5 protein-coding genes are annotated in these 12,027 nt (G+C 66.7%); all 5 read left to right on the forward strand.

Annotation, left to right across the window (positions count from 1 at the left end; all coding sequences use genetic code 11):
• Positions 1–250: 250 nt before the first annotated feature.
• Positions 251–3,967 (forward strand): beta strand repeat-containing protein, encoded by a 3,717-nt coding sequence (locus HUN07_RS01220; RefSeq protein WP_174907458.1) that lies wholly within the window; start codon positions 251–253, stop codon positions 3,965–3,967.
• Between the two features lie 256 nt (positions 3,968–4,223).
• Positions 4,224–6,530 (forward strand): Ig-like domain-containing protein, encoded by a 2,307-nt coding sequence (locus HUN07_RS01225; protein ID WP_174907460.1) that lies wholly within the window; start codon positions 4,224–4,226, stop codon positions 6,528–6,530.
• Between the two features lie 26 nt (positions 6,531–6,556).
• Entirely contained in the window at positions 6,557–8,632 is a 2,076-nt protein-coding gene (locus HUN07_RS01230; protein WP_174907462.1) for an Ig-like domain-containing protein, read from the forward strand.
• Between the two features lie 250 nt (positions 8,633–8,882).
• On the forward strand, positions 8,883–10,130 hold the full coding sequence (locus HUN07_RS01235) for an Ig-like domain-containing protein (RefSeq protein ID WP_254622727.1): 1,248 nt from the start codon (positions 8,883–8,885) through the stop codon (positions 10,128–10,130).
• A gap of 435 nt (positions 10,131–10,565) precedes the next feature.
• Positions 10,566–11,981: an Ig-like domain-containing protein gene (locus tag HUN07_RS01240; RefSeq protein WP_174907464.1), complete on the forward strand. Its 1,416-nt coding sequence runs from the start codon at positions 10,566–10,568 to the stop codon at positions 11,979–11,981.
• Positions 11,982–12,027: the final 46 nt, after the last annotated feature.

Consider the following 12,027-nt stretch of genomic DNA (forward strand, 5'->3'; position numbering starts at 1 on the left):
GGCCCCCGGACCTGATGGTCCGGGGGCCACAGTCGTTCCACTGGTCGAATCCCTCGTTCGATCCTGATCTGGACGTTTGTCCGGTAGAGTTCGAGCCGCATTTCAGACGCGGAGTCGGGCTGCGGTTGGTTGCAGGGGGTGGCATGGGCCCTGCAACGCGCCCCGGACTCGATCCCCTCAGCGCGATGTCCCAGGTCGTACCTGATCCGTTGAGTTGGCGGCCGTCGAGTCGTCGTCGAGAGGGAAGTGCATGGTTGGCAGGGGAGTACGCCGAATAATCGGCGGCATAAGTGTTTTCGCCTTATCTGCGGGCTTCGCGGCGAGCCTCGGCATGGGGGCGGCTGGTGCCGCGCCGGCGTCGGTCGGCTGGAGCGACGGCAACAGCAAGTTCACGCGGACGGTAAGCAACTCCACGCCGTCGGTGGGGGAGACCGTCACGGTGTCGACGAAGTTCGAGCGCACCGGCGGTACGGTGGAGTGGTTGCAGGCGGTGAAGGACCTCCACCCGACCTGTATGACGTATGTCAGTGGAAATACTTCCGGTCCTGAGATCGCCGCGGACTACGTCCGGGTGACGGGGAACTGGCCGGTGTATCCGAACATCAGTCCTAAGTCGCAGACCTTCGAATTCACCTACTTGGTGGGCGCGAACTGTGCCCGCGCGACCCCGTTGATGACGACGATGCATTACGGGGGCAGCCTGGGCAGCGGCACGTACCCCGACAAGGGCCCGACGATCACCGTCGCGAAGGACGCCACCACGACGACGTTGGCCGCGGTGCCGACTCCGATCATGACCGGACAGTCTGTCACGTTGAGTGCGACGCTGACCGGCGCCGCGCAGGGCAGCACGATCGAGTTCTACGACGGCGCAACGAAGCTCGGTGAGGGACAGTCGAACGCGTCGGGCGTCGTGACCTACGTGTGGACGCCGACCACGGCGGGTGCCCGGAGTCTGTCGGCGAAGTTCCCGGGCACGGCGATCGCGGCCTCGTCGCAGTCCGCCGCGCAGAACGTGCAGGTGAACGCCCCGGTTGCAACCAGCGCCGCCTTGTCGGTCCCGGGAACTGCCGTGACCGGCACTCCGGTGACCCTGTCCGTGGCGATGACGCCGTCGAACGCGCAGGGTTCGGTGCAGTTCAAGGACAATGGTTCGAACATCGGATCGCCGGTGACGGTGTCCGGTGGCCAGGCGTCGCTGCAGCACACCTTCACAGCTACCGGCGCGCACAGCATCACCGCCGACTTCGTGGCCGGTTCCGGTTTCGTGAATTCGTCGGCAGCGGCGCAGACCGTGACGGTCGCGGATCCTGATGTGGCGACGTCGTTGACGGTAGCGGCTCCGGCTTCTGCTGAGACGGGTGCGTCGGTGGATTTGTCGGCGACGGTGTCTCCGTCGAATGCTCAGGGTTCGGTGCAGTTCTCGGTGAATGGGTCTCCGGTGGGTGCGGCGGTTCCTGTGTCGGGTGGTTCGGCAACGCTGCCGCATACGTTCGGTGCTGCTGGTTCGTATTCGGTGACCGCTGAGTTCACGGGTGCTGCCGGGTTCACGGGTTCGACCGCTGCGGCGCAGTCGATCACCGTCACCGATCCTGATGTTGCGACGTCGTTGACGGTTGCGGCTCCGGCTTCTGCTGAGACGGGCGCTTCGGTGGATCTGTCGGCGACGGTGTCTCCGTCGAACGCGCAGGGTTCGGTGCAGTTCAAGGACAATGGTTCGAACATCGGATCGCCGGTGACGGTGTCCGGTGGCACGGCTACCCTTCCGCACACCTTCACGACGGCTGGTTCGCACAGCATCACGGCCGATTTCATTGCCGGCTCTGGTTTCGTGAATTCGTCGGCGTCGGCGCAGTCGGTAGCGGTCACAGATCCTGATGTGACGACGTCGTTGTCGTTGGCGGTTCCGGGTTCGGCTCAGACCGGTTCGTCGGTTGATCTGACGGCGACGGTGTCTCCGTCGGATGCTCAGGGTTCGGTGCAGTTCAAGGACAACGGCACGAATATCGGTTCGCCGGTGTCGGTGTCGGGTGGTTCGGCGACCCTGCCGCATACGTTCGCTGCGGCGGGTGCGCACAGCATCACGGCCGATTTCATTGCCGGTTCCGGGTTCGCGAACTCGTCGGCGTCGGCGCAGTCGGTGACGGTGACCGATCCTGATGTGACCACGTCTCTGACGGTTGGTGTTCCGGCTTCTGCGGAGACGGGTGCCGAGGTTGATCTGACGGCGACGGTGACGCCGGCGGATGCTGCAGGCACGGTGCAGTTCTCGGTGGACGGCACTGCTGTCGGTGGCCCGGTGACGGTGTCAGGTGGTACGGCGACGTACGCGTACACGTTCACTGCCGCTGAAACCTATGCGGTGACGGCGGAGTTCACCGGTGCTGCCGGGTTCACGAACTCGACTGCCACGGCGCAGAACATCACGGTCACCGACCCCGATCAGGCGACGTCGTTGTCGTTGACGGTTCCGGGTTCGGCTCAGACCGGCTCCGAGGTTGATCTGACGGCGACGGTGTCGCCGTCGAATGCTGCAGGCACGGTTCAGTTCAAGGACAACGGCACGAACATCGGATCCCCGGTAGCCGTCGTCAACGGTGCTGCCACTCTGCCGCATATCTTCACTACGTCGGGCGCCCACAGCATCACTGCCGATTTCGCGGCGGGCCCCGGTTTCGTGAATTCGTCGGCTGCGGCCCAGTCGGTGACGGTGACGGATCCTGATCAGCAGACGTCGCTGACGGTTGCCGCTCCGGGCTCTGCGGAGACGGGCGCTTCGGTGAACCTGTCGGCGACGGTTAGTCCGTCGAATGCCCAGGGTTCGGTGCAGTTCAAGGTCGACGGCGCACCGGTCGGAACCGCGCAGGCGGTGTCGGGTGGTTCGGCAACGCTGCCGTACACGTTCGGTGCTGCTGGTTCGTACTCGGTGACTGCCGAGTTCACCGGCGCTGCCGGATTCACGAACTCGACCGCGGCCCCGCAAGGCATCACGGTGACGAATCCGGTTGTCCCGGATACACAAACCGTCACGGCGGTGACTGTTCCCGCGACCGGCGAGACCGGTCAGCAGGTGACGCTGTCGGCGGCGGTGTCGCCGGCTCCGACGGGCGGAACCGTGCAGTTCAAGGTGGCCGGTGCCGATGCGGGCGCTCCGGTGACTGTGGATGTGAGCGGCCACGCGAGCATGCCGTACACGTTCAACTCGGCTGGATCGTTCGCGGTTTCGGCGGTGTACTCGGGCGCGCCCGGATTCGAGGGCTCGACGTCCGCGACGCAGAGCATCACGGTTTCCGATCCTGCCCCGATCGATGTCGAGACGGTGACCGTGGTGGGTTCCCCGGACACGGCCACGGCGGGCATCGAGACGGTTCTCTCGGCGACGGTGCAGGCGCAGTCCGGGACGGCGGTGCCGACGGGCACGGTGCAGTTCCGTGACGGCGGCATCGAGATCGGTTCGCCGGTGACGGTGTCGAACGGTGCGGCAACGCTCGAGCACACGTTCACCACGGTAGGGACGCATCAGATCACCGCGGTATTCGCTCCGGGTGCCGGGTTCGCGGCTTCGACGTCGACGCCGCATCCGGTCGAGGTGTCCGCGCCGAATCCGACCGACGTGCCGTCGACGGTGGTGATCGCGTCGGGGCAGTCGGCAACGGCGGGTACCGCGTTCACGTTGACTGCCCAGGTGGGCGGTGCTCCGACATTGCAGGGCACGGTCCAGTTCTTCGACGGCGGTGTCGAGATCGGTCAGCCGGTGTCGGTGGTGAACGGTGTCGCCGAACTGGTGCACACCTTCACTCAGAGTGGGCCGCACCAGATCTACGCGGTGTACTCGGGCGGCCCGGGCGTGCAGGGTTCGACGTCGCCGGTGCAGACGCTGGACGTCGCGCAGTCCGGCGGCGGTGACGGTGGTAACGGTTCGTTGGGTTCGCTCGGCAGCCTGAGCGGCCTACGGTTCGGTTCCTGACTCCGTAGCTCCTGAGTGAGTGGCCCCCTGCCCGGTATCGGGCAGGGGGCCATTCGTCCTTCACCGGCGGATAATTCCTTGTTTCGTGTAGCGAAAGAACAGCATCCGACCAGTTCGTTCGTTCGGTCGTTGTCGTCAAATGGCTAACTGAACGTTTGACTTAGAAACTGACACACGTTCCAGTGGGAGGGTCTATCCTTCCGGCTCGGGAGCTCAGCAACCGCGGCGCCCTTCGACTGTTTGTTCAGGGAGTTTGATGAGTTCCTCGTTTCGGAGGCGCTGCGCTGTCGCGTTCGCCGGGTCCGTGGTGCTGTCCGGGCCGTTACTGATCGTCCAACCGGCTTCGGCCGCAACGTCGACGGTCGAGTTCACCACCACATGCCGGGCCACGGCGACGATGAACGTGACCAAGACTCCCGCCGCCTCGGTGACGGTGACGAGTCCCGCGAGCGTCGCGCCGGGTGAGACGTTCACCTTCCGCATGCAGACGAACGCGCAGTCGTTCCCCGACTCCGATTCGGGTGCGTCCACGACGAACCTGTCGCGCCTCAAGAACGATTTCGAGATCCCCACCAACGCGACGTTCGTCAGCGCGTCGATCGTGGGGAACTCCGCGGTCAACATCTCGGGCGTCGCACCGAGCGTCATCCGGGTCAACGACAGCGGAACCGTCGACCCGAACGGCACGATTCTTCGGATCTCCGGCAACAACGAGGTCATCGGAAACGGCGCCTCCAACAGCACTAACAGCGAGGGCGGCATTCTGGCCCCCAAGCTGAAGAAGAACATCAACGGCACGCCCAATGGCAACGGCGACTCCTGGTTCCAGATGCCGGCGATCGACGTCACGATGGTCGCCGGGCAGCCCGGTGTCATCCAGCCGAAGATCCGCACGAGTGGTGACGCGGGCAGCTACAACAACGACAAGAACTTCAGTACCCAGCTTGCGAAGGCGTCGTTCTTGGGTGTGCAGTGGGCGCCGACGCGCTGTAGCCCGCGCAACGGGGAATCCAGCGGCCTCAACGCGGGCGCGGGTCCGCTCGCGACAATCCGGGTCACCGTGCCCGACGCGGCCACCACGACGACGCTGACCGTGCCCAGCACCGCCGCGACCGGTTCCGCCGTCCAGCTGACTGCCGAGGTCTCGCCCGCGGACGCGTCGGGAACCGTGCAGTTCAAGGACAACGGCAACGCCATCGGCGCGGCGGTACCCGTCGCCAACGGTTCGGCTGCTCTGTCGTACGCGTTCGGCTCGCTCGGTGCGCACAGCATCACCGCCGAGTTCTCGGGCGCCTCCGGCTTCGCGTCGTCGACTTCGGAGGCTCGAACCGTGACGGTCACGCCGCCCGTAGTCGCCACCACGACGGCGGTCACGGTGCCGCCGAACGCAACCACCGGCCTCGCCGTCGATCTCGTGGCCGCGGTGACGCCGTCCACCGCGTCGGGCACCGTGCAGTTCACGGACAACGGCAACGCCATCGGCGCGCCGGTCCAGGTGGCCGGTGGGATCGCGACGCTGTCGCACACCTTCACCACGACTGCGCACAGCATCAGCGCCAGCTTCTCGGGCGGCACCGGATTCGCGCCCTCGATGTCGGGCAACCGGACGGTGACGGTGTCCGAGCCGATGCCGGACGCGGTCGCGACCACCACCGTCGTCACGGCACCCTCGACGGCCGAGGTCGGCGCAGAGGTGACGATCTCGGCGACGGTGTCCCCGGCACCTCTCGACGGCACCGTGCAATTCCGTGACGGTGCAACCGATCTCGGTTCCCCCGTGCTCGTGTCGGACGGCGTTGCGACGCTCGCCCACACGTTCGCGCGTGGCGGGTCGCATCCGATCACCGCGGTCTACAGCGGTGGTGTGGGCTCCCTCGGCTCCAGCGCCTCGCCGGTGAACGTGGCCGTGACGGCGTCGAACATCGGTACGGTGACGCTGCTCAACGCTCCCGGTGAGGCCAAGACGGGCGCGCCGATCGAGCTGTGGGCCACGGTCTTCGAGCTGCCCGAGGGCACCGAGGTGTCGAACGGCGGCACGGTGCAGTTCCGTGACGGCGCGACGAATCTCGGTTCTCCGGTGCCGGTGGTGGGCGGAACTGCCAAGCTGGTGCACACATTCGACACCGCCGGCACGCATGCGGTCTCGGCCGTCTACAGCGGCGCGGGAGCCTACGGCACCTCCACCACCGACACTCAGGACATCAACGTCACTGCGGCAGCCGTGAGCGACCTGGCGACGGCTGTCGAGCTGGGGATTCCGGCGTCCGGCACGGCCGGGAGCCCGGTTACTCTCACCGCGCGCGTGATCGCGCCGCGGACCCCGCACGGCACCGTGCAGTTCTTCGATGGCGACAAGCCCCTCGGTGTGGCCGTGGACCTGGTGGACGGGCGCGCGACGCTCGCGCACACGTTCACCGGGACCGGTGCCCACTCGATCACCGCGAAGTACAGCGGCGCGGAGGGATTCATCGCCGCCACGTCGACTTCCGGAACTCTGGCGCTCACCACGGCCGGCGGAACTACTACCGGCGGCAGCATCGACATCCCGGCCTTCGGCTCGTGAGCGGAAACGAAACGATGCGCGAGCGAATGACGAAAACGACGACGTGGCACGAGGAACGGGAGATGGGCATGTCGAGTAGGACCAAGCGGAGGCTGGTGGCCGCCGCGGGTGTGGCCGCGCTGTCGGCGGGGCTCACCGTCGTTCTCGGCGCGGGTACGGCCGGTGCCGCGTCGGACTCGGTGACCTGGAACGACGGCAGCACCAAGTTCACGCGGACGGTGAGCAACACGACGCCGAACGAGGGCGACGTCATCACCGTTTCGACGAAGTTCGAACGGACGGCGATTCCCGGCGAGTACATCTATGCCGTCAAGGATCTTCATCCGACGTGCCTGACGTATGTCGACGGGTCGGCGAAGGTGAACGGTTCGGTGCGTGGGTTGGAGAGCCAGGGCGCCGACTTCGCACGGGTCCAGGGGTCGTCCGTGGAATGGCCCGTGGGCGCGTTGATCAACGGTAAGCCGCACACGTTCGAGTTCTCGTATCGCGTCGGTGCGGACTGTGCGCGTGGGGTGGCGTTGACGTCGGCGATGCATTACAGCGGATCGCTGGGTTCGGGGGAGTACAACAACAAGGGTCCGTCGATCACAGTCGCGAAGAACACCACCACCACGGCGCTGGCCGCGGTGCCGGGTGCGCAGGTCGGGAAGTCGGTGACCTTGAGTGCAACCGTGACCGGTGGCGCGGAGGGCAACCCGGCCGACTTCTACGACGGCCCGGCCAAGGTCGGTTCGGGTCAGCTGAACGCGTCGGGTGTGGCCACCTTCGCGTGGTCGCCGTCGACGGCCGGAGTGCGGTCGGTGCAGGCCAAGTTCGCCGGCACGCCGTTCGCGAACGGATCCGAGTCGGGCGTGCAGTCGGTGTCCGTCGCCGAGGCCGACGTCCCGACCACCACGACCGTGACGGTGCCACCGAGCGCCCTCACCGGCACCGCCGTGAACCTCACCGCCAAGGTCGAGCCCGGGATCGCCTCCGGCACGGTGCAGTTCAAGGACGGCGACACGAACATCGGTGCACCGGTTCCGGTCACCGCCGGCACAGCTCAGGTGTCTCGCACATTCGCCTCGGCGGGCACGCATCCGATCACGGCGGCCTTCACCGGCGTCGGTTTCGTTTCGTCCGCCTCTGAGCCGCAGCTGGTTTCGGTCACCGATCCGGATCTGAAGACCACGACGACGGTCACCGCGCCGTCGGCCGCTCAGACCGGTGCCGCGGCGACGCTGTCGGCGTCGGTCAGCCCGAAGCCGACCGGCGGAACCGTGCAGTTCAAGGACGGCGCCACCGCCATCGGCGGCCCTATCGCCGTCGTCGACGGCGCTGCGACGCTCGACCACGCCTTCACGTCCGTCGGCAGTCACCGCATCACCGCGACGTACTCGGGCGCAGCGGGATTCGAGCCGTCGACGTCGCCGCCGCAGTCCGTCTCGGTGACCGATCCCGTCGTGTCGCCCCGTGGAACGGTGACGTTGCTCAGTGTGCCCGGCGAGGCCAAGTCGGGCGTCGTCACTGATCTCTGGGCGACGGTCCGGACGTCGGCCGGTGTCGCCGTCGACGGTGGCACGGTCCAGTTCCGCGACGGCGGGGCCGATCTGGGCGCCCCGATCGCGGTGACCGATGGTGTGGTGAGGCTGCCACGCACGTTCAGTGGCGTTGGTGCACATGCGATCTCCGCGGTGTTCTCCGGAGTTTCATCGCTCGACGGGTCGACGGCCGTCACCCGAATGGTGAACGTGACGGCACCGGCGCCGACCGATGCCGACACCGCGACGGCATTGACAGTTCCGGCCGGCGCGGCCAGTGGCAGCACCGTCCGGTTGTGGGCCTCGGTGGTGTCGTCGGGCCCCGTCGACGGGACCGTCCAGTTCTTCGACGGTGACACGCCGATCGGGGAGGCCGTCGAACTGGTCGACGGCGTCGCCACGCTCGACCACGCGTTCACCACGTCCGGTGCCCACCGGATCACCGCGGTCTACTCCGGTGCGGCAGGCCTGAAGGGTTCGTCGTCGGATGTGCGCGTCGTCGAGATCACCTCGACCGAAACGGCACCCGGCGGCACCACCGGCACGGGCAGCCTCGCGGGCCTGCCCAGCTTCGGGTCGTAGCCATCCGTGAGGAGGGCGGCGGCGAGATCCGCCGTCCTCCTCGGGCGGGTGTAACGAAAACTCGCTGATATCGGACGTTTGTTCTATAAAGATCGAGACGGGCTCCGAGTGCCATTGCGGCACATCGAGCACGGTCGAACGTTGGAGTCGGGCCGGCGGTCGACGAATCATTTGCACATGCGTTCGTATGCGCTGCGTGGAGTCGGTGTCCCCACCGACGCGCGGGGTGGACGCTCTGGAAGGAGTCGGAATGGCCCGATCGGTGATGCGGAGAACCGTGTCGAAGATGCTCGTCGGGGCGATGGCGGTCGCCACGCTCGGAGTCGGACAGGCGGTCCTCGGCGGCGGCGTCGCTGCGGCCGATCCGGTGTCGCAGACGGTGACGACGGACAACATCAAGGCGACCAAGACGATCGACAAGCCCAACGCTTTCCCGGGGGACACGGTGGTCTCCACGGTGACGTTCCAAACGACCAACATCATCGACCGGTATCTGCAGAACTTCACGGACCACCCGCCGCAGAACTACGTCCTGCAGGGCGTCACCGCCAACGTGTGGCGCGGCGACTCGGTGAGCGGCGGATGGAACAAGTCGGGGCAGTTCGACGGCAGCGCGACTCAGGATTCGGTCACGGGGTTGGTGCGGCTGGACTGGAAGGGACCTGGCAACTGCGTCGCTGCATGGTGCCGTCTGGGGCTCCTAAACAAGGGCGCGACCCTGACATTCACCTACAAGGTGGCGGCGGACGCTCAGCCAGGCCCGCGAACTACGGGTATGGAGTTCGACATCTACTCGTTCAACAACACGCAGCGGTGGGTCCCCCTCAACCAGCTGAACCTGTCGGTGCAGCAGCCGGTCACGAACACGACCACCGCGGTGACGGTTCCGCCGACGGCCGACAAGGGTGCACCGGTGACCCTGTCGGCGACCGTGACGCCGTCGAACGCGTCCGGCACGGTGCAGTTCAAGGACGGCAACACGAACATCGGCGGGTCCGTGCCGGTGGCCGGGGGCATCGCAAGCATGTCGCACACGTTCACGACCGACGGATCCCATGCGATCTCTGCGGAGTTCTCGGGCAGCGCCGGATTCTCCAACTCGAGTGCGGCAGGGCGTCTCGTCCAGGTGTCCACGCCGGACCCGAGTGCCAAGGAATCGGCGACGCTCATGACCGCTCCCGATAATGCGACCGCCGGCACCTCGGTGCGTCTCAGCGCGCAGGTCTCGAGCACGGCGCCGCTCACCGGTACGGTCCAGTTCTACGACGGCGGTAACCCGATCGGACCCCGTATCCCTGTCGGCAACGGTGTCGTCGGCATCGATCACATCTTCAGCACGACCGGCCCGCACCAGATCAGCGCGTCCTTCACCGGCGGACCCGGTGTGAGGGGCTCTTCGTCCACCTCGCAGACCGTGCAGGTCGCTGACGCGCCTATCTCGCCCGGCACCGGAAGCCTCGGAAGCCTCGGTGGGGGAAGCTCGACGTTCGGCTCCTGATCCGATGCTCGATTCGAGGCCCCCTGCGCATGCGCAGGGGGCCTCGAATCTTTCGCGGTAACGGTTTCCACACAGATCTGGACGTTTGTTCGATACAGTGGGGCGCGTTTCACTCGACGTTTGTGGTCGAGAAGAACGAGCCAGGTGTGTGGAGTCGGGCCGACACCTGGGCGGAAGAACACGTGGTCCCGGTGATTCAAGGATCCGGAACCACGGTGACCGTGCTCTGAGGGGAGTCGGAGAATGGCCCGATCGACGACGCGATTCACTTCGTCGACCGCGGGAACAGCGGCGGAGTGCCGCGCGGCCCGCGTGTTCGGATCGTCATACCGATACGCCCTCTGACTGGCACAACCATGTCCACCACGCGAGTCGCCCCAGTCGTCCGCAACGTGGGTTCGATGTTCATCGAGGTTCGTTGTCGAGAGGAAATGCATGTCTGACAAGAACACCCGTCGTGTACTCGCCGGCCTGAGTGCCTTCGCAGTCGCCGCCGGATTCGCGGTCACTGCCGGTGTCGGTGCGGCGAGTGCGGCACCGGGATCCATTACGTGGGACGACGGCAGCAGCCGGTTCACGCGGACGGTGAGCAATACGACGCCGAACGAGGGTGACATCGTGACGGTGTCGACGAAGTTCGAGCGGACCGGAATTCCGGTGGAGTGGATCCAGGCGGTGAAGGATCTGCATCCGACCTGTTTCACGTATGTCAGCGGAAACACTTCCGGTCCGGAGGTGGCTGCGGATTATGTGCGGGTGGCGGGGAACTGGCCGGTGTATCCGAACATCAGCCCGCAGTCGCAGACTTTCGAGTTCAACTATCGGGTGGGCGCGGATTGTGCTCGGGAGACCCCGTTGATGACGACGATGCACTACAGCGGCAGCCTGGGTAGCGGCACATATTCGAACAAGGGCCCGACGATCACGGTGAACAAGAACACCACGTCGACGACGCTCGCGCAGGTTTCCGGCGCCCAGGTCGGGTTGGTAACCACTCTGGCCGCGACGGTGACCGGTGGCGTGCAGGGCGACGCCGTCGACTTCTTCGACGGCGGTGCCAAGATCGGCACCGGAACCCTCGACGCGAACGGCACCGCCACCTACGCGTGGACGCCCGGGGCGCGTGGCACGCACAACCTCAAGGCGAAGTTCCTCGGTACCGCGAGGGCCACCGCTTCCGAGTCAGCCGTGCAGGGTATCGAGGTCATCCAGGTGGACCTTCCGTCGAGCACGGCGATCGCCGCCGTCTCGGGCGCCCAGGTCGGCAAGGCCTCGACGCTCAAGGCCACCGTCAACCCGGCCGCCGCCGGCGGAACCGTCAAGTTCACGGACGGCGGACAGCTCCTCGCCGAGGTCGCTGTGAACGGTGCCGGTGAGGCCACCTACGCGTGGACGCCGACGACCGACGGCAGCCACACGATCAAGGCGGAGTTCTCCGGCCGGAACGGAGTCACAGGCTCCAACTCCAGCGCGACCGTGACTGTCGCCGCTAAGCCGGTGAACAACACCGAGTCCGGCACCGTCGTCTCGGCCGGCAACGGTCAGGTCGGTGTGGCACAGACCATCTCGGCGCAGGTCACCGGGAGTGCCGGCGGCACCGTGACCTTCAAGGACGGCAACACCGTCATCGGCACGGCCACGGTCGACGGCAGCGGCCGCGCATCGGTCACCTGGACTCCGGCGACCCAGGGGCAGCGCGTCATCCGGGCCGAGTACTCGGGTGCCGGCACCGTGAATGCCTCGTCCGATGACCTGTCGATCACCGTCGCGCCGGCAGGCACCGGCGGCGATGGTGGCGGCACCGGCAGTGCCGGTTCGCTCGGCACGATGTTCGGTTCGCTCGGCGGATAGTCGCCTCGAGTTTCGATTTCCCTCCGGCCCAGGACCTCGGTCCCGG

Source organism: Rhodococcus sp. W8901 (assembly GCF_013348805.1).
Classification (GTDB): domain Bacteria; phylum Actinomycetota; class Actinomycetes; order Mycobacteriales; family Mycobacteriaceae; genus Prescottella.

Excerpts from the sequence above, each read along its gene's own strand:
- HUN07_RS01220 (WP_174907458.1), top strand. The coding sequence starts at position 251 with ATGGTTGGCAGGGGAGTACGCCGAATAATCGGCGGCATAAGTGTTTTC.
- HUN07_RS01225 (WP_174907460.1), top strand. The coding sequence starts at position 4,224 with ATGAGTTCCTCGTTTCGGAGGCGCTGCGCTGTCGCGTTCGCCGGGTCC.
- HUN07_RS01230 (WP_174907462.1), top strand. The coding sequence starts at position 6,557 with ATGACGAAAACGACGACGTGGCACGAGGAACGGGAGATGGGCATGTCG.
- HUN07_RS01235 (WP_254622727.1), top strand. The coding sequence starts at position 8,883 with ATGGCCCGATCGGTGATGCGGAGAACCGTGTCGAAGATGCTCGTCGGG.
- HUN07_RS01240 (WP_174907464.1), top strand. The coding sequence starts at position 10,566 with ATGTCTGACAAGAACACCCGTCGTGTACTCGCCGGCCTGAGTGCCTTC.